Origin of the sequence: Listeria immobilis, assembly GCF_014322765.1 — a bacterium.
GTDB lineage: Bacteria > Bacillota > Bacilli > Lactobacillales > Listeriaceae > Listeria > Listeria immobilis.
In genome coordinates this window covers 125,346-151,200 of sequence record NZ_JAASTZ010000004.1, presented here as the reverse complement: position 1 = coordinate 151,200, position 25,855 = coordinate 125,346, and the positions used below count along the sequence as shown (strand labels likewise).

General features: G+C 36.9%; 24 protein-coding genes and 2 other annotated features. Of the genes, 19 read left to right on the top strand and 5 right to left on the bottom strand.

Features of this window, described 5'->3' with window-relative positions; genetic code table 11:
- Positions 1–10 precede the first annotated feature (10 nt).
- Both HCJ50_RS04145 and HCJ50_RS04140 read left to right on the top strand, forming a co-directional pair.
- Positions 11–592, top strand: coding sequence for a DNA-3-methyladenine glycosylase I (locus tag HCJ50_RS04145; protein ID WP_185395558.1), 582 nt, complete (start codon positions 11–13; stop codon positions 590–592).
- A complete protein-coding gene (locus HCJ50_RS04140; RefSeq protein WP_185395559.1) occupies positions 589–1,563 on the top strand; it encodes a S66 family peptidase in 975 nt (324 codons plus the stop codon). Before HCJ50_RS04145 ends, HCJ50_RS04140 begins: the two co-directional genes overlap by 4 nt.
- Positions 1,564–1,666: 103 nt before the next feature.
- Here HCJ50_RS04140 and HCJ50_RS04135 read toward each other — a convergent pair whose 3' ends face one another.
- From HCJ50_RS04135 to lap, 4 genes are all read right to left on the bottom strand, one after another.
- Positions 1,667–2,728, bottom strand: coding sequence for an ABC transporter permease (locus HCJ50_RS04135; protein WP_185347867.1), 1,062 nt, complete (start codon positions 2,726–2,728; stop codon positions 1,667–1,669).
- Complete coding sequence (locus HCJ50_RS04130) at positions 2,725–3,645, bottom strand: ABC transporter ATP-binding protein (RefSeq protein ID WP_185395560.1); 921 nt, start codon at positions 3,643–3,645, stop codon at positions 2,725–2,727. The genes HCJ50_RS04135 and HCJ50_RS04130 overlap by 4 nt, the downstream gene beginning before the upstream one ends.
- 81 nt (positions 3,646–3,726) lie before the next feature.
- Positions 3,727–4,155 (bottom strand): VOC family protein, encoded by a 429-nt coding sequence (locus HCJ50_RS04125; RefSeq protein ID WP_038407445.1) that lies wholly within the window; start codon positions 4,153–4,155, stop codon positions 3,727–3,729.
- 124 nt (positions 4,156–4,279) lie between these two features.
- The gene (gene lap / locus HCJ50_RS04120; protein WP_185380613.1) at positions 4,280–6,880 is read right to left on the bottom strand and encodes an adhesion-mediating acetaldehyde/alcohol dehydrogenase LAP; all 2,601 of its coding nucleotides are present in this window, start codon (positions 6,878–6,880) and stop codon (positions 4,280–4,282) included.
- 501 nt (positions 6,881–7,381) lie between these two features.
- Positions 7,382–7,624 (top strand) — a binding site (T-box leader).
- Positions 7,625–7,671: 47 nt separating this feature from the next.
- Positions 7,672–7,898 (top strand) — a binding site (T-box leader).
- Positions 7,899–7,962: 64 nt separating this feature from the next.
- On the opposite strand from lap, the gene trpE reads away from it, so the two are divergent.
- The 11 genes from trpE to HCJ50_RS04065 all read left to right on the top strand — a co-directional run bounded on the left by trpE (position 7,963) and on the right by HCJ50_RS04065 (position 18,844).
- Positions 7,963–9,327 (top strand): anthranilate synthase component I, encoded by a 1,365-nt coding sequence (gene trpE, locus HCJ50_RS04115; RefSeq protein WP_185395561.1) that lies wholly within the window; start codon positions 7,963–7,965, stop codon positions 9,325–9,327.
- Positions 9,324–9,929 carry an anthranilate synthase component II gene (locus HCJ50_RS04110; protein ID WP_185395562.1) on the top strand — a complete coding sequence of 202 codons (606 nt, stop codon included), beginning with the start codon at positions 9,324–9,326 and terminating at the stop codon, positions 9,927–9,929. Before trpE ends, HCJ50_RS04110 begins: the two co-directional genes overlap by 4 nt.
- The gene (trpD, locus tag HCJ50_RS04105; protein WP_185395563.1) at positions 9,901–10,920 is read left to right on the top strand and encodes an anthranilate phosphoribosyltransferase; all 1,020 of its coding nucleotides are present in this window, start codon (positions 9,901–9,903) and stop codon (positions 10,918–10,920) included. The genes HCJ50_RS04110 and trpD overlap by 29 nt, the downstream gene beginning before the upstream one ends.
- Positions 10,917–11,678, top strand: coding sequence for an indole-3-glycerol phosphate synthase TrpC (gene trpC / locus HCJ50_RS04100; protein WP_185395564.1), 762 nt, complete (start codon positions 10,917–10,919; stop codon positions 11,676–11,678). The genes trpD and trpC overlap by 4 nt, the downstream gene beginning before the upstream one ends.
- Positions 11,672–12,283 carry a phosphoribosylanthranilate isomerase gene (locus HCJ50_RS04095; protein ID WP_185395565.1) on the top strand — a complete coding sequence of 204 codons (612 nt, stop codon included), beginning with the start codon at positions 11,672–11,674 and terminating at the stop codon, positions 12,281–12,283. The genes trpC and HCJ50_RS04095 overlap by 7 nt, the downstream gene beginning before the upstream one ends.
- Positions 12,283–13,485 (top strand): tryptophan synthase subunit beta, encoded by a 1,203-nt coding sequence (gene trpB, locus HCJ50_RS04090; RefSeq protein WP_185395579.1) that lies wholly within the window; start codon positions 12,283–12,285, stop codon positions 13,483–13,485. Before HCJ50_RS04095 ends, trpB begins: the two co-directional genes overlap by 1 nt.
- Positions 13,478–14,251, top strand: coding sequence for a tryptophan synthase subunit alpha (trpA, locus tag HCJ50_RS04085; protein WP_185395566.1), 774 nt, complete (start codon positions 13,478–13,480; stop codon positions 14,249–14,251). Before trpB ends, trpA begins: the two co-directional genes overlap by 8 nt.
- A 73-nt stretch (positions 14,252–14,324) precedes the next feature.
- Positions 14,325–14,762: a hypothetical protein gene (locus HCJ50_RS04080; protein WP_185347886.1), complete on the top strand. Its 438-nt coding sequence runs from the start codon at positions 14,325–14,327 to the stop codon at positions 14,760–14,762.
- A gap of 78 nt (positions 14,763–14,840) precedes the next feature.
- A complete protein-coding gene (locus tag HCJ50_RS04075) occupies positions 14,841–16,454 on the top strand; it encodes a putative polysaccharide biosynthesis protein (protein ID WP_185395567.1) in 1,614 nt (537 codons plus the stop codon).
- A gap of 110 nt (positions 16,455–16,564) precedes the next feature.
- The gene (locus HCJ50_RS04070) at positions 16,565–18,178 is read left to right on the top strand and encodes a putative polysaccharide biosynthesis protein (protein ID WP_185395568.1); all 1,614 of its coding nucleotides are present in this window, start codon (positions 16,565–16,567) and stop codon (positions 18,176–18,178) included.
- Between the two features lie 9 nt (positions 18,179–18,187).
- Positions 18,188–18,844, top strand: coding sequence for a phosphatase PAP2 family protein (locus HCJ50_RS04065; protein WP_185395569.1), 657 nt, complete (start codon positions 18,188–18,190; stop codon positions 18,842–18,844).
- A 42-nt stretch (positions 18,845–18,886) separates the two neighbouring features.
- Here HCJ50_RS04065 and HCJ50_RS04060 read toward each other — a convergent pair whose 3' ends face one another.
- Entirely contained in the window at positions 18,887–19,717 is an 831-nt protein-coding gene (locus tag HCJ50_RS04060; RefSeq protein WP_185395570.1) for an NAD(P)H-hydrate dehydratase, read from the bottom strand.
- 104 nt (positions 19,718–19,821) lie between these two features.
- On the opposite strand from HCJ50_RS04060, the gene HCJ50_RS04055 reads away from it, so the two are divergent.
- The 6 genes from HCJ50_RS04055 (at position 19,822) to HCJ50_RS04030 (ending at position 25,849) form a co-directional block, all read left to right on the top strand.
- Positions 19,822–20,235, top strand: a complete 414-nt coding sequence (locus tag HCJ50_RS04055) for an NUDIX hydrolase (RefSeq protein ID WP_185395571.1) — start codon at positions 19,822–19,824, stop codon at positions 20,233–20,235.
- Between the two features lie 71 nt (positions 20,236–20,306).
- Entirely contained in the window at positions 20,307–21,719 is a 1,413-nt protein-coding gene (gene pepV, locus HCJ50_RS04050; RefSeq protein WP_185395572.1) for a dipeptidase PepV, read from the top strand.
- Positions 21,720–21,831: 112 nt separating this feature from the next.
- Positions 21,832–22,701: a D-amino-acid transaminase gene (gene dat, locus HCJ50_RS04045; protein ID WP_185347905.1), complete on the top strand. Its 870-nt coding sequence runs from the start codon at positions 21,832–21,834 to the stop codon at positions 22,699–22,701.
- 226 nt (positions 22,702–22,927) lie between these two features.
- Positions 22,928–23,368, top strand: a complete 441-nt coding sequence (locus tag HCJ50_RS04040) for a MarR family winged helix-turn-helix transcriptional regulator (protein WP_185347914.1) — start codon at positions 22,928–22,930, stop codon at positions 23,366–23,368.
- A complete protein-coding gene (gene mdrM, locus HCJ50_RS04035) occupies positions 23,365–24,834 on the top strand; it encodes a multidrug efflux MFS transporter MdrM (RefSeq protein WP_185347916.1) in 1,470 nt (489 codons plus the stop codon). The genes HCJ50_RS04040 and mdrM overlap by 4 nt, the downstream gene beginning before the upstream one ends.
- A 232-nt stretch (positions 24,835–25,066) precedes the next feature.
- A complete protein-coding gene (locus HCJ50_RS04030; protein WP_185347918.1) occupies positions 25,067–25,849 on the top strand; it encodes a phosphotransferase family protein in 783 nt (260 codons plus the stop codon).
- The last annotated feature ends 6 nt before the right edge of the window (positions 25,850–25,855 follow it).

The window sequence follows — 25,855 nt, the reverse complement described above, 5'->3', positions numbered from 1 at the left end:
GGTAGTCAATTTGTCAGAGGAACTGCGTTGTCCATGGTCCATTAATGACCCATATGAACTAGAATACCATGATAAAGAATGGTGTGTCCCAAGTAAAGACGACACTTATTTATTTGAAATGCTCAATTTAGAAGGAGCACAAGCTGGTCTTTCTTGGAAATTAATTTTACATAAAAGAAAAGCCTATCAAGAAGCTTTTTTTGGTTTTGATATTGCTAAATGTGCAAATTTAACTGATGAACAATTAGCAGAAATTATTGCAAAAGCTGCAATCGTTAAAAACCGGCTAAAAGTCAAGGCTGTTCGAACAAATGCAATAGCTACCCAAAAGGTTCAAGCAGAATTTGGCACATTTGCAGATTATATTTGGAGCTTTACAAATAACAAGCGAATCATCAATAAATGGGACAGCGTAAATTCTGTACCAGCTAGTAATGAATTATCCGAAAAAATTAGTAAAGATTTAAAAAAACGCGGCTTTAAATTTGTTGGTCCTGTTATTATTTATTCTTATCTTCAGGCGATTGGTATGGTAGATGATCATTTAATTACCTGTCCATTCCATACGCTTCATCGGGAGGAGAGACGATGATTCCAGCTAAATTAAAACAAGGGGATGAAATTCGTATTATTGCACCAAGCCGTTCGATGAGTATTATAGTGGATAATCAAATAAAATTAGCAGAGAAAAGGTTAAATGAATTAGGTTTCGTAGTGAGTTTTGGGGAACATGTATTAGAAACAGACTGCATGATGAGTTCTAGTATTCATTCTCGTGTATCAGATATACATGAAGCATTTAATGATACCAATGTAAAGGCGATTTTGACTGTGATTGGTGGATTTAATAGTAATCAATTATTGCCATATCTAGATTATGAATTAATATCCGAGAATCCAAAAATTCTTTGTGGTTTTTCGGACATTACCGCACTGGCAACAGCCATTTATACGCAAACAGAACTAGTTACTTATTCTGGCGCTCATTTCTCTACTTTTTCGATGGAGCGGGGACTTGACTATACGATAGAATCATTTCAAGCATGCCTAACACAAACAGAAGCCTATCTTTTTAAGGAAAGTGATTTTTGGAGTGATGATTTGTGGTATCTTGATCAACAAAATAGAAATTTTATTCCAAATACTGGCTTATCCGTCGTACATCACGGTGAGGCTGAGGGCACGCTGCTTGGTGGTAATTTATGCACGCTTAATTTATTGCAGGGAACCGAATTTATGCCTAATCTAAAAGATACGATTTTATTTTTAGAAGACGATGAACAAACAACTCCGGAACTTTTTGATCGCAACTTAGAATCGCTTCTTAGTCAGCCAGGTGCAGACGAAATAAAAGGTTTAGTCATTGGACGTTTCCAAAATAACTCTGCTGTCACGGAAGAACAACTAAGTTATATCATCCAGACAAAAACGGCACTGCATAATATTCCGGTTATCACGGGGGCGGATTTTGGACACACCCAACCAAATGCTACTTTTCCAATTGGTGGAACAGTCAAAATAGCTACCAATCAAGCAGATAAAATTTATATCGTAAAACATTAAAATGAACGATGGAAGTAACATATAAGCTTTAATGAGCACCTTTAGATACTAAAAATATCAACAAAAATGGACCACCTATCTATACATTAGGTGGTCCATTTTTTTAACTTAATGCTACATCACGTTTTTTAAAGATGAAGAATGTGAAGAATAGGATAATCGCAGTATAAACACCGAGTCCTGCGATAACTTGCCAGTCTGCCAAATTACCAGCGATCTCTGTACCACCAACTGTGTCATTCAGACTAAGTAAGTTGAAGAGAATCCATTTCATCCATTCGTATTTCTCAATGGCAATCGGAAGTAGTTGGCGGATAATACCACCAGAGAATAATATTCCAACACCAACACCGACAGCAAGCGCTTGTGAGCGAACCACCGAGGAGAAGAAGAAGGCGATTGTTGCATATACTATCATTAATAAAAAGTTTGTTCCAAGCATTGTCCAAGCAAAAGTCCAAGCCGTCATTGCACCTGTTTCAGGAGCAAGTGGCATAAAAATAGATTGCGATGGTAAAATGAAGGAGAAGATAAAGCCTGATAAAAATAAGGTGATTGAACTAATGATACTATATAAAATACAAACTAGATATTTTGAAAATAAAATCTGACTTCTTGAATATGGACGAGTCAGTAATAATTTTATGGTACCAGCTGAAAATTCTGTAGCTACAATCATACTTGCAACAATAACAACAAGCATCGTTGCTACAGCAGCAGAATTTCCAAGAGTAGCGAAGAAGTTAGCGCTTGATATACCAGTGGGGTTATTTACTGGTTTTTCACCTGCATCTACATAAGGTTGATAAAAATCTATTTGTTGTTGTAATGCTTCTTTTTCTGCTTTAGAACTAGCCGCTTTTTCTTGCTGTTTTAAGTAGGCTAAGGAATCTGTTAGAGAAAGGGTTTCTGTTTTATAGGTGGGGTTTCCATCTTTATCAGCAGAGTTCCAGTAATCATCTTCACTAACAGGGGCTCCACTCGTATCGTAATAAACATTAATGCCAGCGCCACCACTTGGTTCAGTGCTCTCGCTGTCAATACGGCTAACGAAAAGCATTAGGACAGCCAACATTAGTACAATAAGAAATAAGACAATTTGCATAATCCAACTTGATTTACGTAAGAATAATTTATAAAATTCATTTTTCACTAAAGCAATCATGCATTTTCACCTCCGTTTTTTGTTAACTCTAGGAATCGATCTTCAAGGGAGGCTTGCATTGGAATCATTTCTAATAAATCGATATCTGCTTGAATTAAAGCACGAGCAATTAAATAAGTATCTTCTTGTTTGACTTCAATTTTAAATAAATTATCTTTTTCGGCGATTATTTTGACTGGTAAATTATGTAGTACTGCTTTTGCTGCTACTGGATTGGTGACTTTAAGTTTATAAACAGCGATATTATTTTCTAGTAAGTCACTCATTTTTTCTGTGTGAGTTAGCACGCCTTTATTGATGATTGCGAATCGATCTGTAATCTGCTGAATTTCGCTAAGTAGATGACTAGAGATTAAAACAGCTGTTCCGTTTGTTGCTAAATCACGAATTAAATTTCTAAATTCTGCCATTCCTTGAGGGTCAAGTCCATTGGTAGGTTCGTCTAAGATAAGTAGGGCAGGACTATGAATAAGCGCTTGAGCAACACCTAAACGTTGACGCATACCAAGAGAATAGGTTTTAACTTTCTGATCAATTGCACCAGTTAATTTGACAAGTTCAACGATTTCTCGAATATGCTCATCTGTAATTGTTTTTTGACTCATCCGTGCAAATTGTTTTAAATTGTTCCATCCAGACATATACATATAGAACTCTGGGTTTTCAATAATGGAACCAACTTCTGAAATTGCTGCTTTAAAATCGGTATCAACATTTTTTCCATTAATAAAAACAGTTCCTTCCGTACGACGAATTAGACCAACAATCGAACGAATAATAGTGGTTTTTCCAGCGCCATTAGGGCCTAACAAACCAAATACTTCACCCTTTTGAATATCAAAGCTGATATCTTTAACAAGGGCTTTTTGTCCAACTTTCTTTGTGACATGTTCTAATTGTAAAACAGTTTCACTCATGAACTCACTCCTTTAATTTATCTACTATAAAGTATACTTATTTATAGTACTAATTACATTCGACTCAAGGACGGAAAAGTATCAGACTTTAGTTGTAGTCTGCTTTTCGAAGCTAAGATGCCAATGGATGCTATAATGATCAATTAGTTGGCAATATTTACTACCCCCATAGATTTCTTGGATGGGGATTTCGATTGTACCAGTTTTTGATAGTAGCGCAAAAGCATGGACAAAACTTTCCTCTGTGTCAAAAATTACTGCAACAGAAAGCCGGTTACCTGCATCTGTTTCATCATCTAATGTGTCGGAAAAATAGAATAAATCGTTTGTATCTTTGGTTAGTCTTGCATGAAGAATTCGCTCTCCTAAAAATTTGTCACCAGAAAATCCTTCCATTTCATGAAAATAACGTGTATTGGTAATTTCAGCTTGGAAAACTTTTTTATAAAATTCAAGGGCAACACCCGCTTCTCCATTAAAAGTAAGGTAGGGGATGACTGTTTGTGTCATTGTTATCAACTCCATTCAAAAACTATTATACTCATTTCTATATTAAAGCGAAAGCGCAAGCCCTGGGATGGACTTGCGCTTTCTTCTAACTTTTTTATATTAATAGTGGACAAGTTAGCTAGTTTTAGACACCTTTGTAAGCTTCTAGATAGATTTCTTTTAATTCGCTTACTAAAGGTTGTTTAGGGTTGGCAGTAGTACATTGGTCCATGAATGCGCGATCTGCAAGTGTATCAACTACCGCATCCAAGTCTTTTTTAGCAACATTTTGTCCTTTCAGACTCATGTCGATACCAACATCTTTACCAAGTTTAATAATTGCATCTACTAGTGATTTAACGCCTTCTTCTGTAGTTGCAGCAGGGAAGCCGATAATACGAGAGATACGAGCATAATCTTCATCTGCACGGAAGCTTTCATATCTTGGGAATAACGCGTGTTTTTTAGGTTTAAGTGCGTTATAACGAATAACATGTGGCATAAGGATAGCATTTGCACGACCATGAGGAATATGGAATTCAGGGCCGATTTTGTGTGCCAAACTATGGTTAATTCCTAGGAAAGCATTAGCAAACGCCATACCAGCTAAGGCAGAAGCATTATGCATTTTTTCACGAGCATCAGGGTCTCCAGTAAGAACGGATTCACGTAAGTTTTCAAAAACAAGTTCGATTGCACGGATGGATAGACCACGTGTATAATCACTTGCCATAACAGATACATAAGATTCAATTGCGTGAGTTAGAACGTCCATACCAGTGTCAGCAGTAATATGTGCTGGAACAGTTGTTACATATTGTGCATCGACAATTGCAACATCTGGTGTTAGTTCATAGTCAGCAAGAGGGTATTTAATGTTGTTTTCTTTATCAGTAATAACGGCAAATGGTGTCACTTCAGATCCTGTACCACTTGTTGTTGGAATCGCAACAAATTTTGCTTTTCCACCTAGTTTAGGATATTTGAAAGTACGTTTGCGAATATCAATGAATTTTTGTTTTAAGCCGAAGAATGAAGCTTCTGGATGTTCATAGAATAACCACATACCTTTGGCAGCATCCATTGCAGAACCACCACCAAGAGCGATAATAGTATCTGGTTTGAAGTCTTTCATTAATTCTGCACCTTTGTAAACTGTTACATCAGATGGATCTGGTTCAACATCAGCAAAAACTTGATAAGCTACATCGTTGCCACGTTTTTTCAGATGTTCAATGACTACATCAACGTATTTGAATTGCACCATACCTGGGTCAGTTACGATAAATACACGTTCAACGCCTTCCATTTTTTGAAGGTATTGAGTGGAATATTTTTCAAAGAAGATTTTTGGTGGAAGTTTAAACCATTGCATATTATTTCTCCGATCCGCGATACGTTTAACGTTCAGCAAGTTAGTCGCACTTACATTTTGTGATACAGAGTTTTTACCATAAGATCCACAACCAAGTGTTAGGGAAGGGATGAAGCCGTTATAAATGTCACCAATACCACCTTGAGCGCTTGGTGCGTTAACGATGATACGACAAGCTTTCATACGGATACCAAAGGCTTTTTGAACTTCTTTATCTGTAGAATGAATAACTGCAGAATGTCCAAGTCCTCCGTATACTAACATTTCTTCACAACGGTCAAATGCTTCTGCTTGGTTAGCTGCTTCGATAAATGCAAGAACTGGACTAAGTTTTTCATGAGATAGTGGGTATTTGTCGCCCACACCTTTAATTTCAGCAACAAGAATTTTTGTGTCTTCTGGAACTTTAAAACCAGCTTGATTTGCAATCCATGCAGGGGATTTACCAACTACATCTGGATTAAGTGTTCCTTTTTCAGGATTGATGACATAGCTTTCTAATTTTTTGAATTCAGCGCCTTTAACGAAATAGCATTTATTAGCTTCCATTTCAGCTTTTACTTCTTTGGCTACTTCTTTGTCTACGATGACTGCTTGTTCAGAAGCACAAATCATACCTTGGTCAAAAGATTTAGAAAGAATAATATCATTAACAGAACGTTTGATTTTAGCTGTTTTGTCAATATAAGCTGGCACGTTACCTGGTCCAACGCCTAGTGCAGGTTTACCAGTTGAGTATGCTGATTTAACCATTCCAGCACCACCAGTTGCAAGTACAAGTGCAACTTTATCATGATTCATTAATTGTTTCGTTGCTTCTAATGAAGGTTTTTCTACCCATTGGATACAATGTTCAGGTGCTCCAGCTGCGATTGCTGCATCATAGACAACTTTTGCAGCGGCAGATGAACAACCTTGAGCGCTTGGATGGAAGGCGAAAATGATTGGGTTACGTGTTTTAATAGCGATAATTGCTTTGAAAAGAGTAGTGGAAGTAGGGTTTGTTACAGGTGTAACGCCGGCAACCACACCAACTGGTTCAGCAATTTCAATCACACCAGTTTGTTCATCCTCATTAATGATACCTACTGTTTTATTGTTTTTGATGCTATTCCAAATATATTCTGTTGCGAAGATATTTTTAATACATTTATCTTCGTATAATCCACGTCCAGTTTCTTCTACTGCTAATTTTGCAAGGGGCATATGTTGGTCAAGTCCGGCAAGCGCCATTGCATGTACGATATTGTCTACTTGTTCTTGGTTGTAATTTTCAAATGCCTTCAATGCTTTTTGTCCATTGTCTGCTAGTTTGTCAATCACTTTTTGAACTTCTAATACTTCTTGGGCCGCATTTTCTTTAATTGCCATTTTCCAGAACCTCCTAATATTTGTTCGGGACTTAAAACGTCCATAGCAGACTTTTTCTGTCCCTGATAATCCAAAAAAATTTAGCTTGTTGCTGTGCTATGTTCTTTTGTTTTATTTGATTACACCGTTAGTATAAGCCATCAGAAAAAGTTTGTCCAGTATTTCACGTGAAAATATTCACAAATTGATTAAAATGAGTGAATAGTCCTTTTGGAAATGGCTGTTTTAGTTATTTAGATATAGGTAGAATGAGAATTTTTATCATGCTTTTTTTAGAGAAATAACATCTTTAACTAATTGGTAATGCAATGGTTATTATCATAACGAAGATTTGATTTAATAGAAACATTGTCATGGTTTTGCAATGTGGGTTATAGGGAACACCTAATAGTTCTTTTTGCTTATTTGTTTATTTATAACAATTTACATATTTTTTATAAAAAACAATTTTATTTTCTTGACTTTCAGATTTTTCTTATGTAAGATGAATACAAGTAAAAAGTGATAGCTATGATGAAGAGTAAGTAACATGATGAATGCTTTTAGAGAGCTGGCGGTTGGTGTGAGTCAGTAGCGGACATGATGTGAATGGACTTCTGAGCTCTCGGCCGAATGGGTTTTCCTTAGTAGGTTGCAGCGATTAGGCCTTATCGTTACACAAGGCAACCATTCGAAATTTGGATGGATTAAGTGAACTGTTTTTGCAGTTAATCAAGGTGGTACCACGGGTCTCTCGTCCTTGTCTAGTATTTTTGCTAGGCTTGGAGAGAGATCCTTTTTTATTTATTTTAGTAAAAACATTAAACAAGAATAGTACTTTCTCGACAATTTTAAAGAGAGTTAGCGTGTGGTGCGAGCTAATAAATTGGTGAGATAGGAATGGGCCTTGTGCGTGATACCTTGAAACAAGTAGTAGGGGTAAACGGTAGCTCCCGTTATCGAGCAGCTGAATCATTCAGCACTGAGATAGGAGGTTTTCTCCTAATTTGAGGTGGCACCGCGATAACTCGCCCTCAGAAAAAGCATTATTTTGCGCTTTTTCTGAGGGCTTTTTTTATTTTCATTAAGAGAGGATGAATTAAATGAGAAAATCTAAAAAAATGGATGCAGATACATTAACAGCGATATTAGCATTTCTAAGATTAGAGGGACAAGGAAAAAGTTTACTTGAAGGTGCGGCAAAAGATGCAGATGCTGGCAGGTATTCCATTATAGCTTTAAATCCTGTCCATGAAATCAAGGTTTATCAAAACAATTACTATCTAGATGGAAAACATAAAAAAGTGATGGATCCTTTAAAAGAAATTGAAAAATTCATTGAAAAAGCCAAAGAAAATGAAAGCGAATTGCCACTTGATTCAGGAGCAATTGGATATGTTGGTTATGACGTTATTGCTTTATATGAAAACTTAGGACAAATTCCAACCGAGAAACGAGATATGCCAGACATTCGATTCTATGTATATGAAGCTTTTGTTATTATGGATCATCAAGCAGAGGAATTAATATTAGTGCAAGATAATTGTTACTCCGGAAGAACTGAGAAGGAACTGGATGAGGCACTTGCCCAAATGGAGCGGCAGTTATTGACACCTAATAAAGAAGAACATGCAGCAGTTAATGTTCCTAAAATGACCTTTAAAAGCAATTATACAAAAGCAGAATATATGAGCTTAGTCGAACAGGCAAAAAGCTATATTCAAGAGGGGGATTTCTTTCAAGTAGTATTATCGCAACGACTAGAAGCTGATTTTACTATTTCTCCATTTGATTATTATCGAAAATTACGTTTATTAAATCCATCACCTTATCTGTATTTTATTGATTTTATCGACACTGTTTTAATCGGTTCATCGCCAGAAAGCTTAATTAAAACTAAGGGCAGGCAAGTGATTACAAATCCAATTGCTGGAACGAGAAGGCGTGGTGCAACAAAGCAAGAAGATGAAAAACTTGCAAACGAATTATTAGCAGATGAAAAAGAATTGGCAGAGCACCGAATGTTGGTTGATTTAGGAAGAAACGATATTGGCAAAATTGCTGTTATCGGTTCTGTAGAAGTACCAGTTTACTTAACGATTGAAAGGTACCGGTTTTTAATGCATCTTGTTTCAGTAGTGGAAGGGACCTTAAAACCAGGACTTACGGCGATGGATGCGCTTCGTTCAACATTGCCAGCTGGAACTGTTAGTGGCGCACCGAAAATTAGAGCGATGCAACGAATATATGAATGGGAGAATGTAAAGCGTGGCCCATATGCTGGAGCTGTTGGTTATTTAACAAAAAATGGCGATTCGGATTTTGCACTTTCAATTAGAACCATGGTATTGCACGATGGAAAAGCATATGTTCAGGCTGGTGCAGGGATTGTTTATGATTCAGATCCGGAAAGTGAATATTTAGAAACATTGCAAAAAGCAAAAGCGCTTTTGGAGGTGGGAGAATGATTTTACTAGTAGATAATTATGATTCTTTTACTTTTAATTTGGAACAGTATTTAGCTGAATATGCGCACGTGGTAGTGAAGCGAAATGATGCGGCTGATTTGTTAAAAGTAGCAGATCAAGCATCCGGTATAGTTCTTTCTCCTGGACCAGGAAAACCAAGTGAAGCAGGACTTTTAGAAGAAGTTGTAGCCAAATTTGCAAAAGTAAAACCAGTCCTTGGCATTTGTTTAGGGCACCAGGCAATTGGTGAAGTTTTTGGCGGGGAAGTAAAGCAAGCGAAGAAAATTAGACACGGCAAAGTATCCATTATGCGTCAAACAGCAGGAGCAATTTTTGCAGATTTGCCAGAAGAAATGCCCGTTATGCGTTATCACTCTTTAATAGTAGATAAAAATAATTTGCCAGAGGACTTAGAGGTGTTAGCTGTTGCAACTGATGATGCAGAAGTGATGGCGATGAAGCTAAAAAATTATCCAGTATACGGATTTCAATTTCATCCGGAATCGATTGGAACAGTTGATGGAAAACGAATGATGAAAAATTTCATTACTATAGTAGAAGGAGTGCATCCAAATGGAACAATTATTACAAAAAGTATATGACCAACAAAATTTATCAAAAGTAGAAATGAATCGTATCGCAACAGCCATCTTTGAAGGGAAACTTTCCCAAATAAAAATTGCAGCTTTCTTGATGGCACTAAAAGCAAAAGGTGAAACAGCGGAAGAGATGGTGGGTATAGCAGAGGTTATGAAACATGTGGCTACCCCAATTGAATTCCCTGCTGGAACTGCCATGGATAATTGTGGAACTGGTGGAGATAAATCGAATAGTTTTAATATAAGTACAACTTCTGCTTTTGTTATCGCAGCTTCTGGTATTCCAATCGCTAAAATTGGGAATGGAAGTATTTCTAGTCGTTCTGGAAGTGCTGATGTATGTCAAGAACTAGGAATTGATATTAATATGCAACCAGAAGATGTCACTCATTTACTGGAACATGTAGGGATTGCTTTTTTATATGCCCCGCATGTCCACCCAAATATGAAATATGTAATGGATGTTAGGAAAGAACTAGGAACACCGACAATCTTTAATCTAATCGGACCGTTATCTAATCCAATACATTTGGAGACACAATTAATGGGGATTTATCGCCGTGATTTATTAGAGCAGACAGCACGAGTATTAGGAGAACTCGGTCGTAAACGGGCATTAGTATTAAATGGAGCTGGCTTTATGGATGAGGCTTCCTTGGCAGGAGAAAATCATTTTGCATTATATGAAGATGGTGAAGTGAGCTTGCATACCATTACGCCGGCTGATGTGGGGCTAGCCAGTTATCCACAAGAAGCCATTAACGGCGGAACTCCACAGGAAAACGCTAAAATACTTCGAAGCGTGCTAGACGGGGAGCCGGGAGCTTATTTGGATACTGTTCTATTTAATGCAGGTTTCGGATTATTTGCAAATGGAAAAGTAAATTCAGTAAAAGCGGGCGTTGAATTAGCTCGTGAATTAGTGGAAAGTGGCGCTGCTAAACAAAAATTGACCGATTTAATAAACTATCAAAAAGAGGTGCTCGTAAAATGACATTTTTAGAAGAAATTTTAGCTCAAAAAGCAGTTGAAGTTGCTAAAATGCCAAAAGAAGATTTGCTAGAAAAGCGAGAAACGTATTCTTTTTATGATTTTTTAAAAGCTCATACGACTGAAATGCAATTGATTGCGGAAGTAAAGCGAGCCTCCCCGTCCAAAGGAGAAATAAATATGAATGTCAATCCAGTTACGCAAGCTAAAGCCTATGAAGCATCAGGAGCTTCCATGATTTCTGTTTTAACAGATCCGATTTTTTTCAAAGGTTCTATTACTGATTTACGAGAAGTTGCAAGTAACGTGACAATACCAGTGTTATGTAAAGACTTTATTATAAGTGAAAAACAATTGATTCGTGCTAGAAACGCTGGTGCAACAGTAGTTTTGCTCATTATTTCAGCACTAGGAGAAAAGAAACTTAAACAACTTTTTCATCAGGCATTATCACTTGATTTGGAAGTTTTAGTAGAAGTTCATAATGCGGAGGAATTAGCGGTTGCCCAGAAAATTGGCGCTAAATTAATTGGGGTAAACAATCGTAATTTGCACACCTTTGAAGTAGATATTGCCGTGAGTGAAGCACTTGTTTCTGATTTTGCTTCGGATGCTTGTTTTATTAGCGAATCAGGATTTAAAGTTGCAGCAGATGTAGAAAGAGTAAAAGAATCTTATCATGCTGTACTCGTTGGAGAAGCGCTTATGAGAGAGAAAACTCCTGAAATAGCAGCAAGAAAGTTGAAGGTGAAACGATGCTAGTAAAAATTTGTGGTTTAAAAAAAGCGGTAGATGTGCAGGCGGCAGTCGAAAATGGCGCAGATATGATTGGTTTTGTATTCGCTAAAAGCAAACGAAATGTTTCAGTGGAGGAAGCCCACCAATTAGCTAAAAATATTCCAGCTGCTATTAAAAAAGTAGGTGTTTTTGTTAATCCAACAGAAGAAGAACTAACAGAGGCAATTCAAAAAGTTCCGCTAGATATTGTTCAACTTCATGGTCAAGAATCTACAGAACAAGCTAATCGAACAGATGTAGAAGTAATTAAAGCTTTCCAAGTGAAAAATGGCATAGTTCCGAATAATATAAAGGATTATCCAAATGCGTATATTTTACTTGATGCGCCTGCGGAAGAATATGAGGGTGGTAGTGGGAAAACCTTTGATTGGGAAAAAATTAACTGTAACTTATTAACAACAGAAAAATTAATTATAGCTGGTGGATTAAATGCGGATAATGTAACAGAAGCAATTACTCGTTTTTCTCCATTTGCAGTAGATATTTCTTCTGGTGTTGAAACGGCAGGCGAAAAAGATCCGACAAAAATAAAAAAATTTATTAAAATAGTAAAAGGAGACGAGCAATGATGAACTATAACGCCCCTGATAAAAATGGTTTTTACGGAAGATTTGGTGGGAGATTTGTACCAGAAACATTGATGAAAGCAGTTAAAGAACTAGAAGAGGCGTATCAAGCTTCTAAAACAGATCCCGCTTTTCAAAAAGAAGTAAATTATTATTTAAAAGAATACGTTGGGCGAGAAACACCACTTTATTTTGCTGAACAATTAACTGCGTATGCTGGCGGAGCAAAAATTTATTTAAAACGAGAAGATTTAAATCATACAGGCGCACATAAAATCAATAATACAATTGGGCAAGCTCTTCTAGCAAGACAAATGGGAAAACAAAAAGTAGTAGCAGAAACAGGCGCTGGGCAACATGGTGTAGCAACCGCAACTGTAGCAGCACTATTTAATATGGAATGTACTATTTTTATGGGAGAAGAAGACGTAAAGCGCCAATCGCTCAACGTTTTTAGAATGGAATTACTTGGTGCGAAAGTTGTTAGCGTAAAAGCGGGAAGTCGTACACTTAAAGATGCTGTCAATGAAGCATTGCGCTTTTGGGTGGCGAATGTGGAAGATACACACTACATTATGGGATCGGTTCTTGGGCCACATCCATTCCCAGAAATCGTTCGTGATTACCAAAGTGTTATCGGAACAGAAGCAAGAAAACAACATTTAGAAGCAGAAGGAAAGCTGCCTGAAGCGATTGTTGCTTGTGTTGGTGGTGGAAGCAATGCGATGGGCTTGTTTTATCCTTTTGTAGAAGATGAAAATGTTCAAATGTACGGGGTGGAAGCAGCTGGGCATGGACTTGAAACAGAATTTCATGCGGCGACTATTTCTAAAGGGGAAATTGGTATTTTGCACGGGGCGATGATGGATGTTTTACAAGACGAAAACGGACAAATTATCGAGGCGTTTTCTATTTCAGCAGGGCTTGACTATCCAGGAATTGGCCCAGAGCATAGTTTTTTTCGGGATATGGGCCGGGCAGAGTACCATTCAGTAACAGATGATGAGGCGGTTGAAGCATTTCAACTACTTTGCCGTACAGAAGGGATTATTCCAGCACTAGAAAGTTCTCATGCGATTTGTTATGCAGTAAAACTTGCTGCAAAAATGCGACCAGAAGAAAGTATGATTGTTTGTTTATCTGGCCGAGGCGATAAAGATGTTAATCAATTAAAAGCACGTTTGGAGGGAGAAACAAATGACTAAAACTTTAACAGAAAAACTTATAAATAAGTCCGGACATCCAGCAATTGTTACTTATATTATGGGAGGGGACGGTGGACTTAATCACTTGGAAGAGCAATTATTATTTCTTGAAAAATCCGGTGTAAGTGCGATTGAAATTGGTATTCCTTTTTCTGATCCTGTAGCAGATGGGCCGGTTATTCAACTGGCTGGATTACGTGCTTTAAAAGAAAAAATTAGTCTGGAAGCTATTTTAACACAATTAGCCTCTAGCAAAGTCCAAATACCGCTAATTATAATGAGCTATATTAATCCAATTTTTCATTTAGGAATTCCTAAATTTGTCGAATTACTTAAGAAAACGCCTGTTAAAGGGATAATTATTCCTGATCTACCCTATGAACATCAACAGCTTATTACTCCAGAAATCAAAGGAACAGACATCGCATTAATTCCGCTTGTATCACTCACTAGCCCTAAAGAACGTCTTACAGAAATTGCCAATCAAGCGGAGGGCTTTATTTATGCTGTAACAGTCAATGGCACTACTGGCGTGAGAAATGATTTTGATGCTGAGATTGATGCGCATTTAACTTATTTAAAGCGTATTAGTCCTGTTCCGGTTCTAGCTGGATTTGGGGTTTCCACAGTAGAGCATGTGGAAAAATTTGCTGCTGTTTGTGATGGGGTTATTATCGGTAGCAAAGTAGTGCAAATGTTACATGAGAACCGTAAAACGGAACTTGGGGATTTTTTAAAACAAGCTGCAAGTATTGAAGTCAAATGATAATTTCTACTTACAATTTCTCTTTAAATATGGTAAAGTCTGGTGTATAGATTAATAAAGAGGAGTTGTAGGAATGACTGCGGAAGTAAAACCAACACATGCTAGAATGTTGAATAATACTAAAAATATAACTTTAGGAATTGCGATAATATCAACTATCCAAGCTGTATTAAGTACTATTTCGATTGTGAGTCTTTTTTCACTTCAGCAAAGAAAAGAGGTACTTGCTAATGCGAGTGTAACTGCCCTTATTCAAAACACTATTATGACTACAACTATTATGGCGGTAATTTGTATAGCATTTACGATTATGTTATTTCTTTCCTATGCCAAACTTAGAAAAGGGAATATTATTTCGCCAATAGTTTATTATTTTTATATGGCATTTACTGTATTAGGCGTGATTTTATCATTCATTAATACTAACATGAACTTTATTTCGCTTATTTTACCAGCTGTGCTACTTGCGTTAAGCGTTTCTTGCATTTTAAATCTTAGGAGAATGCAGTAAAAGTAGCAATTGCGTGATTTTTTTACATACTAAACACAAAAAACGTTCAATAAAAAATCAATTGAGGTAATAGAAATTATGAGTTCAAAATTAATGCGAGGAACGGCAGTACTAACAGCCGGGACATTGTTATCTAAAATATTAGGAATTCTGTATGTTATTCCATTTTACTGGATTGCAGGTGGAGAAGATGCGACTATACTTTATCAATATGGGTATGTTCCTTACCAAATATTCTTAAATATTGCGACAGCTGGTGTTCCGCTTGCAGTTGCCAAATACATTTCAAAATATAATTCATTAAATGAGTATGCGCTAAGTCAAAGGCTGTATAAATCAAGTGCCCGTTTAATGATTTTTACAGGAATTGCTAGTTTTTTAATTATGTATATTTTTGCACCTGTTTTAGCCGGAATGCAAGAGGTTAGTGGTGGAACTAGTATAGAAGATATTACAAGTGTGATTCGAGCAGTGAGTTTTGCTTTACTAATTATTCCGTTTATGAGCTTGCTACGTGGTTATTTCCAAGGGTTTCACTCTATGGGGCCATCTGCTGTCTCACAGGTTATTGAGCAAATAGCGAGAATTGTATTTTTGCTTGCTAGTACCTATATTGTGCTTCATTTAATTAATGGAAGTCTTGTAACCGCAATGAGTTTAGCCACTTTTGCAGCTTTCGTTGGTGCATTCTTTAGTTTGCTATGTCTTATTTGGTATTATAAAAAACGACGACCGGGAATTCAGAAAATGATAGCGACAAGTGATAATCGTTTACAAGTATCAACTTTCCATTTGCTAAAAGAAATCTCCATATCTGCGGTTCCTTTTATTATTGTCGGTATGGCGATGTCTTTATATCAACAAATTGATTTATTTACTTTTGCACGTGTACTAACATATGACGGAGTATCTGGCAAAGCAGCAGAAGATTTGTTGTCCATCTTTAATTTTTCCGTTCAAAAAATTATTATGATTCCCGGGACGCTAGCTTTAGCATTTTCGATGACATTAGTTCCTTTAGTTGCAGCTTCATTTAATAAAGGGAAAATGCGAGAAGTACATCATTATTTAACAGCTGTTTTTCAAGTGTTACTATTTCTCGTTGTACCAGCTTGTTTAGGAATAGCGTTACTTGCTGATCCGCTTTACACCATATTTTATGGTCATAATGCCGATGGAGCAATGTTACTTCGCTTTTTTGCACCATTTGCGGTATTCTTTTCTTTATTTAGTGTAACTGCAGCGATTTTACAAGGAATTGATGAACAACGATATACAGTACTTAGCTTGTTACTTGGATTATTAACAAAATCCGTATTACAAATGCCGCTTATTTTATTATTTGGTGCAAAGGGTGGCGCGCTTGCAACAGGTCTTGGCTATATTGTTTCAGTGGTGTTTACCATTTTCATCATTAAAAAATATGCAAATTATTCATTTAAATATATTATCCGTCGTTTAGTTTTAATTTTAGGAATAAGTTTTGTAATGCTTGCGGTTGTTTGGCTTGTTTATCATGGCTTAGCACTATTTTTAAACCCGGAAGTAAGATTTTCTGCTTTGTTTATTGTTATCTTATCTGCTGGTGTAGGAGCATATATTTATGCGTTTCTTGCTGCGAAGGCTGGTTTGCTTGACTATATTCTAGGCGATCGGATGCAAAAAATTCGTCAAAAACTTCATTTGAATTAAACGTTTTATAAAGAACAAGCCAATATTTATTTAGGTTTGTTCTTTTTTTTTAAAACAGATAATGGTAAAGTAAACAAGGATGTATAATTTAATGTAAAGGAAGTTAGACGATGGGTTCAAAACTGCTCAGAGGAACTTTTATTCTGACGCTTGGGACATTAATCTCTAAAGTGCTCGGAATATTGTACGTGATTCCGTTTTATGCGATTATTGGAGGAGATGAACCAGCGCTTCTATATAATTTCGGTTATGTGCCGTATCAATTGTTCTTAAGTGTTGCAACTGCGGGGATACCACTTGCTGTTGCAAAATATATAGCAAAATATAATGCCATGGAAGAATATGCGGTTGGTCGACGTTTATTTAGAACTGGTGTTTACTTAATGATTTTCTCAGGAATAGTTTGTTTCTTAGCAATGTATGGACTCGCACCGACCCTTGCTAAGATGCAACAATTAGAAGGCGGATATAGTTTAGAAGATGGGATTCAGGTTATACGTGCTGTAAGTTTTGCTCTACTTATTATTCCAGTAATGAGCTTATTACGTGGATTTTTCCAAGGCTATAATTCGATGGGACCTTCTGCTGTATCTCAAGTATTAGAGCAAGTAGTCCGAATTATGTTTTTGCTTTCAGGAACATTTATTGTGATGTATGTGCTTGATGGAAATGTAGTTACTGCGGTTAGTGTAGCGACATTCTCGGCATTTGTTGGCGCTTTTGCCAGTTTGCTTTTATTACTTTGGTATTTTTATAAACGAAAACCAGGACTAGATGAAATGCTTTTAGAGGATCGTGGAACAGTCCAGCTTTCTATTCCTAGGCTATATAAAGATATTATTCTTTCAGCCATTCCTTTTATTATTGTTGGATCAGCAACCTCGCTCTATCAATTAATTGATCAATTTACTCTAGGGCGTGTGCTTGAATACATTGGAATAACACCGGCGATGGTTAATTCCTATGTAGCAATCATTAACTTTGATGTGCAAAAACTAATTATGATTCCTGGAACACTCGCAATCGCTTTTTCAATGGCTTTAGTTCCACTTGTGACAGGAGCTTATGTAAGAAGAGAATACGCGCAAGTGAAACGGCAACTGAATGATGTTTTTCAAATTTTGTTATTTTTAACTATCCCAGCTTGTTTTGGGATTGCAATGCTCGCTCGGCCATTATTTACAGTGTTTTTTGCACCGAGTAATGATGGAACAGAACTTTTACAATTATTTGCGCCAATTGCGGTTTTATTTTCCTTATTTAGTGTTGCTGCTGCTGTACTTCAAGGGATTGATGAACAACGCTTTACCGTGCTTGGTTTATTACTTGGTTTGCTTACAAAATCTGTATTGCAAATGCCGCTTATTATGTTATTTGAAGCAAAAGGATCGATTTTGGCAACAGGAGCGGGTTACGCCGTTTCATGTGTTTTTATGTTACTTATTATAAAAAAATATGTGCATTTTTCTTTCAAAATTATTATGCGACGAACGGTCTTATTTATCGGAATGACTGCTGTAATGGGTGTGGTTGTTATTGGGCTTTATATGAGTCTCGCAAACTTTATTAGCCCAAATCATAAAATGTCAGCATTCTTTTTAACGGCAATTTGTGGTGGAATAGGTGCAGTTTTTTATGGTTATATGGCGTTTAAATTACACCTATCTGATAAGTTATTTGGTCCACGTGGAACGAGAATACGTGAAAAATTAAGGATTCGCTAGGAGGATTATATGAAAAAAACACCATTTATTATTAGCGGCGTTGGTCTTCTTGGCTTTATTCTTTTTATGTCAGGAGTCATGACGAAGGCAAACTGGATACAAACATTTGATCATTACTGGAATAGCATTATTCGAGTCGGAATAACAGATACTAAAACTACGGCGATTTCATATTTAACTGATATTGGTGGGGTAGCAACGATTTGTCTGTTAACTGTAGTTGGAATAGTCATTTTGCTTTATTTGCGAAAAGTTGATATTGCGATTTGGTTTGGTGGCACAGTGTTGGTGGGTGGTGCGTTGATCCCATCTATTATTAAAAATATTGTTCAGCGCCCAAGACCGACATATAAGTTAATTGAACAAGGCGGTTTTAGCTTTCCAAGCGGACATGCAACTGGTTCAACAGTTTTCTATGGAATGCTTGCTTTTTTCCTAATTCTCTATGTGAGTAAAAGATGGTTACGTATTACAATTGCTGTTTTAGCGCTTTCTGTCATAGTGTTTGTTATGTGTACTCGTGTTTACTTAGGTGTTCATTTCCCAAGTGATGTGGTTGGTGGCTTCTTGATTGGAAATGCAGTGGTCTTTTGCTCTATTGGCTGCTACTTCCTTTGGGGTAAAAAATTAGCATTATGGGCAAATAAATTTAAAAAAATAGCTTAAAAAAGAAGCTGCTCCTTTTTATAGAGAGTAGCTTCTTATTATTTAGGCATGTTCATCTGTTTCACTAAAAATTTTCAAATATGTTGGAAGTTCTTCCGCGATTTCGGTTGGAAGCACGACATAACGTTTTTTTGCAAGAATTTCACCGATGTAACTATGCAGAAAAACAGCAGCAAGTGTTCCAATTATTGGTTTTTCTGTTTGAGCCATTAAACCACAAATGGTTCCTGCAAGCGTGTCACCCATTCCGCCAGTAGCCATCGCGGGAGTTCCATAAATATTTTGCCATGCTGATTCTCCAGCATATACTTTTGTTCGATGACCTTTTAGCACGATGGTGGCATCTAAAGTCATCGCAATCTCTGTGGTTGTCTCTGCTTTTGGGACAAGCGTTTTGAGCCGTTCCCATTCTCCTGCATGTGGTGTGAAAGTTAATTTTGCAGCAGGACGAGGAATTTCTCCTTTAGCGTAAATTGTAATGCCATCCCCATCAATAATAATTTGCTGTTTGTCGGTAGCATTTTGTAATACCAATTGGAAAATTTCTTCTGCATAAGCATCTAAACCAAGACCAGGACCAATTAAAATCGTATCAAACTGTTGGATCTGTTCACTTAAACTGGCGATATTTTCATAATCAATAAACATACATTCTGGAATACGTGTTTGAAGGGCGGGGCGGTTAACGCTATCAGAAGCAACCGTTGTTAAGCCAGCTCCACTTTTAACACATGCTTCAGCAGCCATAATTGCAGCGCCACCAAATTGCTTATTCCCAGCGACTATTAATACACGACCATAATCTCCCTTATGCGTTTCATCTTCTCGTTTTGGAATCCAGGCGCACATTGCTTTTGGTGTAATTTTCTTCACTTTTGTGAAACCTCCTTATGACACTGGCTTTTATCTACCGAACCGGGTAAAATAAAGAACAGATAAATCATGTTTATCTTAAATGATAAGGAGGCTTTTGTAAAATGAAACCTATATATCCTGCCGTAAAAGCCGTCATCGTAAAGGACGGAAAATTTCTCGCGCTTAAAAAGAAAGGTGTCGAAGGAGAAGTTTTTGAACTCCCAGGTGGACGGATGAATTACGGTGAAACACACGGGGAAGCACTTTTTAGAGAAGTTTATGAAGAAACGAAATTACAAGTGCAGCCATTTATTTTATATGATACATGGGAGTTTTTTCAGGAAGAATACCAAATTACAGGTGTTATTTATTTAGTTGAAATGCCGGAAACCGGAGCAATTGAACTATCAGAAGAACATGAAGCGTATCGCTTTTTACCACTTGAAAAGGATAGCTTACAATGGATGGATATTGTTTTCTCCTCTCGTATGGAACGCTGGGATATGGAAGCAATTAAAGGTTTTATGAGAAAATAAGGAGTTACGGCTTCCAAGCTGCGTAAAAACAGTTTACAATAGAGAAGATAAGTTTGAAGGAGGGAATATTGATGACAGAAATTAATTGGCAAAAAGAAGTGGAATCTCGTAAAGATGATTTCCTAGAAGACTTAAAAGGGTTACTTCGCATTCCTAGTGTTCGCGATGATAGTAAAAAAACAGAAGATGCGCCGTTTGGACCTGATGTGAAACGAGCACTCGATTATATGATAGACCTTGGTAAGAAAGATGGCTTTACAACAAAAGAAGTTGGTAATGTAGCAGGACATCTAGAATACGGTCAAGGAGAAGAGCTTGTTGGCGTTTTAGGTCATGTGGATGTTGTCCCAGTTGGTGATGGTTGGACAAATGGACCATTTGAACCAACTTTGCGTGATGGAAAACTTTATGCTCGTGGTGTGGCAGATGACAAAGGACCAACTATCGCAGGTTATTATGCATTAAAAATCATCAAAGAATTAGGCTTGCCACTTTCTCGTCGTGTACGAATCATCATTGGTTCTGATGAAGAAAGCGGAATGAGCTGTGTAGAACGTTATTTCGAAACAGAAGAACAACCAACGCTTGGTTTTGTTCCAGATGCTGAATTCCCAATAATTCATGCAGAAAAAGGTATTTCTGAATTAGATGTATCTTTTAAAGACGGAGAGGCAAGTGGGGAAGCAGCCTTTCGTTTACTAAGTTTCGAATCAGGCGAACGCTACAATATGGTACCAGATCATGCTAGTGCAATTATCGAAAACGTGAAAGACTTTGATGAACTTTCAAGCAGTTTCAAAAATTTCCTTGCTAACCACCCAGTAGAAGGAACATTAGAAGAAAATGGCAAAACTGTCAAAATTAATTTTGTTGGTAAGTCCGCGCATGCGATGGAACCTAACAATGGAATTAATGCCGGTCTTCATTTAGTAGCCTTTTTAGGTAAATTTAAACTAACTGGTGCTGCAAATGATTTTGTTACATTTGGTCGTGATTATTTATTTGGTGATTCTCGTGCCGTAAAACTTGGTATTAGTTATGAAGATAAAGAAAGTGGCGAATTAACTATGAATGTTGGTGTAATTCGTTATGATGTTGCAGAAGGTGGAAAATTTGGACTTAATTTCCGATATCCAGTAACAGCTAATATGGACAAACTAAAAAATAAAATGCAAACAGTTGTATATGAATATAATGCGCAGTATACGCATTACAGTGATTCTAAACCACTTTTCGTGCCAAAAGATCATCCTTTAATTCAAACTTTGCAAGAAGTTTATACGAAACAAACAGGTGAAGAAGCTACTTTACTTGCGATTGGTGGCGGAACTTATGCGCGTCATATGGAGACTGGTGTGGCGTTTGGCGCACTATTCCCAGGCCGTGAAGATACGATGCACCAAAAAGATGAATTCAGTTATTTTGATGATTTATTAAAAGCTACAGCAATTTATGCCGAAGCACTTTACAAATTAGCAAAGTAAGGGTTATAATTGAAAAAATTAACTGCTGCAAAGCTTAGTTTTGCAGCAGTTTCTCTATTTAATTAAGTTTTTAGATAGTTCCAACAAATTAACTAGCAAGGAGTGTCTTAAGATGAAAGTATTAGTAAATAACCATTTAGTGGAAAGAGATGAAGCCTCAGTTGATGTAGAAGATCGCGGCTATCAATTTGGAGATGGTGTATATGAAGTGGTTCGTTTGTATAATGGCCAATTTTTTACATATGATGAGCACATCGAGCGTTTATATGCGAGTGCAGCAAAAATTGATTTGGTTATTCCTTACACTAAAGAAGAACTTCGTAAATTAATAGAATCATTGGTTGCAGCCAATAACATTCATACTGGTAATGTTTATTTACAAGTTACTCGTGGCGTTCAAAATCCTCGTAATCATGTAATTCCTGACGATTTTCCACTGGAAGGAGTACTTACAGCAGCAGCACGCGAAGTTCCTAGAAATGAAAAGCAATTTATTGAAGGTGGAACAGCCATTACAGAAGAAGATGTTCGTTGGTTACGTTGTGATATTAAAAGTTTAAGCTTACTAGGTAATATTATGGCAAAAAATAAAGCGCATCAACAAAATGCTTTAGAAGCTATCTTACACCGCGGAGAACAAGTTACCGAATGTTCCGCATCTAATGTTTCTATCATAAAAGATGGCGTACTGTGGACACATGCGGCAGATAATTTAATTTTAAATGGTATTACGCGCCAAGTAATTTTAGATGTTGCTAGAAAAAATGGAGTTCCTGTACGAGAAGCTGATTTTACGTTGACAGATCTTCGTGAAGCAGATGAAGTTTTTATTTCCAGTACAACAATTGAAATTACACCTATTACACATATTGATGGTGTACAAGTAGGCGATGGAAAACGTGGACCAATTACCGCACAATTGCATAGCTATTTTGTTGAAGAAATTGTTCGTTCTTGCGGAGAATTAGCAGTAGCTAAATAAATGAACCTTCCGACCTTCCTTTAAAAAGGGAAGGTTTTTTTATTGGATATTATATATGTAAAAAATTATATAACTTTTATTTTATTACGGGGAGCTTAATGACCGCGCTTTCACTCGAAATCAGCTTAACTTAAGGGATTGACAAATATTCTTCAAGGTGTATAATTCAAAAGGATAATAGTTCGCATACGAAACATTTGCTTGCGAACAGTACGGAGGGGAAATAATGGAAGAAAAGTTAGTGAAAGAAGTGATTTTCTCTTTTCGCGAAGTACAACGAAAAACACATCATGTATTAGCGGAAGAAGCAGCTAATAGAGAAATTACAACAACGCAATTACTCGCCATTAGAGAGTTGCAGCGAGAATCTGAATTAACACTTGGAGAACTAGCTGAACGAATGAAATTGGGGAAAAGTACAGTTTCTGGAATTGTGGATCGCTTAGTAAAAGCTGGTTTTTTAGAGCGTACTCGTAATGAAAGTAACCGTCGTGCACTTAGCTTAGCGCTTACTGAAAAAGGTGCTAGCAAAGCAGCAGAAACGTATCATGTTTTCTTCAATCGTCTAGAACCAATTTTAAAAGTTGGGGAAGAAAAACTTCAAGCAATGTTAGAAACTCATCAAGAAATAATTACCATTTTAGAAAGGGAAGGTGCACAAGATTGAATATGAAAGCAGCAAGTACATCAGTGAAGCGTAATGGTATTTTAATTGTTATGCTAATGGGCGCCTTTGTTACGATTCTCAACCAAACGTTGATGAATGTCGCGCTACCAAGTATTATGAGAGATTTTGGGATTACAGCAAGTCAAGGACAATGGTTATCCACAGGATTTATGTTAGTGAATGGTGTCATGATTCCAATGACGGCATTTTTGATTGAACGATTTACAACACGTCAACTTTATTTATTTGCAATGGTTACTTTTGCCATTGGTACAGCGATTGGCGGATTTGCAACGGACTATACAATGCTAATAGCTGGGAGAATGGTCCAAGCAGTTGGTGCGGGGATTGTTATGCCGCTATTAACCGTTGTTGTATTAAATTTATTCCCGATGGAACGAAGAGGTCGGGCGATGGGGCTTATTGGTTTAGCGATGAACTTTGCACCGGCAATTGGTCCGACACTTTCAGGTTGGATTGTGGAGCAATATGATTGGCGCAATTTATTCTTTATTATTATTCCGTTTGCGATTTTAGATATTGTAGTAGCAATTTTCTTACTTAAAAATGTTGGGAAGCGGACTTTCCCGAAACTCGATATTCTTGGCGTAATTATGTCGACAGTTGGGTTTGGTAGCTTGTTATTAGGATTTAGTAATGCAGGTGATCATGCTTGGTTAACTTGGAAAGTAGCTGGATTTATTATTCTTGGTTTAGTTGTACTAGGATTATTTATTCGTTATCAAACAAGCTCCAAAGCACCACTTCTTAACTTTAGAGTATTTAAATATCCGACTTTTGCGCTTACGACATCGATTAGTTTCTTTGTTGTTATGGGACTTTTTGGCGGAATGCTCTTACTACCAATTTTCTTACAAACAGTTCGTGGATTCTCTCCACTTGAGTCAGGGCTTGTCCTTTTACCAGGAGCGCTTGTGACAGCAATACTTTCTCCTGTGACTGGGATATTATTTGACCGATTTGGAGCGAAATATTTATCATTAGTCGGTTTGGTCATTATGGCGGTTGCTACGTTTATGTTCACGAGTTTAGATGAGTCTACTACTTTAACGTATATTATCATCATTCAAACAATTCGTTCAGCGGGAATGGCCATGGTAATGATGCCACTCCAAACTGCTGCACTTAACTCACTACCACTTAATCTTGCATCCCACGGGTCAGCAATGTTTAATACAATGAGGCAAGTAGCAGGATCTATCGGAACAGCAGCATTGATTACGATTATGTCAAAAAGTGCAGCTAGTTTTGCGAAAAACATGGGACCAAGTGATGTAATGGGTAAAACAAAAGCGGAGATTGCTAATCATGTACTTATTCACGGAATTGAAACAGCCTTTTTAGTAGCAGGAATTCTTTCTGTAGTTGCTTGCATTTTAGCGCTCTTTATTAAAAAAAATAATAGCACAAGAGAACCAATCGTTGAAAAAACAGAACAAATATAACTGTTATCTAGAAAAACCACCTGTTGAATCCGTGTCTAATCGGATTTTCCTAGGTGGTTTTTTATACTTCTATTTGTAGTATTTTTAAATAAAAAATTGCAATAACGAACATATGTTGACTTGACTAGAAGAGTGAAGAGAAGTAAAATCATGAATAGTTACCAATTTGTTCGGAAGTATTTTTAAAGGGCATAGGGAAGTTGCAAAGAGCTAGTAAAAGGTGTGTATGTAAATGAAAGATAATTTTTTTGGGAGAGAATATGACATAGCGCCGGCTGGTGGGGAAACTGGTCAAGCATTTGTTGCAACGCATGAAGACGAAAAATTCTTTTTAAAAAGAAATTCTTCGCCTTTTTTAGCTGCACTTTCTGTAGAAAATATTGTACCAAAACTTGTTTGGACAAGACGTGTGGAAAATGGCGATGTAATTACAGCACAAAAATGGGTAAACTGTCATATTTTAACGCGGGATGAAATGAATGGAAGTAGGGTGGCTGCCTTGCTTGCTAAAATTCATCATTCAGAAACTTTGCAACATATGCTAGAAAAAATCGAGAATTGTTATTTCTCAGCAGAACAACTACTGGCTCGGTTAAAAACAGAAGTAGCTGCCTATAGTAATACGACACCTTTTATAATAGAAGCAATACAATACTTGGATTTAAACCTTCCATCAATTGGACAGACGGATTATGTCGTTTGTCATGGAGATGTAAATCATAATAATTGGATTATTTCTGAGGAGAATGAATTGTTTCTAGTAGATTGGGACGGTGCAATGCTTGCAGATGCTGCAAATGATATTGGAATGATTTTATACCAATATATTCCACGTAATGAGTGGGAAAAGTGGCTTTCTGAATATGGGACAACCTTAACGCCGGATTTACATCGCAAATTAAAATGGTATACAATTTGCCAAACGGTGATGCAGTTGACTTTAAATCAATCGTTTGAAGCGAATGAACGAGCAAAACAAATTTTTCAAAATGCAATAGAAGATGATGAGGTGTAAAGAACG

What these genes read in the sequence shown, in the direction of transcription:
- HCJ50_RS04140 (WP_185395559.1), top strand. Translation starts at nt 589, where the DNA reads ATGATTCCAGCTAAATTAAAACAAGGGGATGAAATTCGTATTATTGCA.
- HCJ50_RS04135 (WP_185347867.1), bottom strand. Translation starts at nt 2,728, where the DNA reads ATGATTGCTTTAGTGAAAAATGAATTTTATAAATTATTCTTACGTAAA.
- HCJ50_RS04130 (WP_185395560.1), bottom strand. Translation starts at nt 3,645, where the DNA reads ATGAGTGAAACTGTTTTACAATTAGAACATGTCACAAAGAAAGTTGGA.
- HCJ50_RS04125 (WP_038407445.1), bottom strand. Translation starts at nt 4,155, where the DNA reads ATGACACAAACAGTCATCCCCTACCTTACTTTTAATGGAGAAGCGGGT.
- lap (WP_185380613.1), bottom strand. Translation starts at nt 6,880, where the DNA reads ATGGCAATTAAAGAAAATGCGGCCCAAGAAGTATTAGAAGTTCAAAAA.
- trpE (WP_185395561.1), top strand. Translation starts at nt 7,963, where the DNA reads ATGAGAAAATCTAAAAAAATGGATGCAGATACATTAACAGCGATATTA.
- HCJ50_RS04110 (WP_185395562.1), top strand. Translation starts at nt 9,324, where the DNA reads ATGATTTTACTAGTAGATAATTATGATTCTTTTACTTTTAATTTGGAA.
- trpD (WP_185395563.1), top strand. Translation starts at nt 9,901, where the DNA reads ATGGAACAATTATTACAAAAAGTATATGACCAACAAAATTTATCAAAA.
- trpC (WP_185395564.1), top strand. Translation starts at nt 10,917, where the DNA reads ATGACATTTTTAGAAGAAATTTTAGCTCAAAAAGCAGTTGAAGTTGCT.
- HCJ50_RS04095 (WP_185395565.1), top strand. Translation starts at nt 11,672, where the DNA reads ATGCTAGTAAAAATTTGTGGTTTAAAAAAAGCGGTAGATGTGCAGGCG.
- trpB (WP_185395579.1), top strand. Translation starts at nt 12,283, where the DNA reads ATGAACTATAACGCCCCTGATAAAAATGGTTTTTACGGAAGATTTGGT.
- trpA (WP_185395566.1), top strand. Translation starts at nt 13,478, where the DNA reads ATGACTAAAACTTTAACAGAAAAACTTATAAATAAGTCCGGACATCCA.
- HCJ50_RS04080 (WP_185347886.1), top strand. Translation starts at nt 14,325, where the DNA reads ATGACTGCGGAAGTAAAACCAACACATGCTAGAATGTTGAATAATACT.
- HCJ50_RS04075 (WP_185395567.1), top strand. Translation starts at nt 14,841, where the DNA reads ATGAGTTCAAAATTAATGCGAGGAACGGCAGTACTAACAGCCGGGACA.
- HCJ50_RS04070 (WP_185395568.1), top strand. Translation starts at nt 16,565, where the DNA reads ATGGGTTCAAAACTGCTCAGAGGAACTTTTATTCTGACGCTTGGGACA.
- HCJ50_RS04065 (WP_185395569.1), top strand. Translation starts at nt 18,188, where the DNA reads ATGAAAAAAACACCATTTATTATTAGCGGCGTTGGTCTTCTTGGCTTT.
- HCJ50_RS04055 (WP_185395571.1), top strand. Translation starts at nt 19,822, where the DNA reads ATGAAACCTATATATCCTGCCGTAAAAGCCGTCATCGTAAAGGACGGA.
- pepV (WP_185395572.1), top strand. Translation starts at nt 20,307, where the DNA reads ATGACAGAAATTAATTGGCAAAAAGAAGTGGAATCTCGTAAAGATGAT.
- dat (WP_185347905.1), top strand. Translation starts at nt 21,832, where the DNA reads ATGAAAGTATTAGTAAATAACCATTTAGTGGAAAGAGATGAAGCCTCA.
- HCJ50_RS04040 (WP_185347914.1), top strand. Translation starts at nt 22,928, where the DNA reads ATGGAAGAAAAGTTAGTGAAAGAAGTGATTTTCTCTTTTCGCGAAGTA.
- HCJ50_RS04030 (WP_185347918.1), top strand. Translation starts at nt 25,067, where the DNA reads ATGAAAGATAATTTTTTTGGGAGAGAATATGACATAGCGCCGGCTGGT.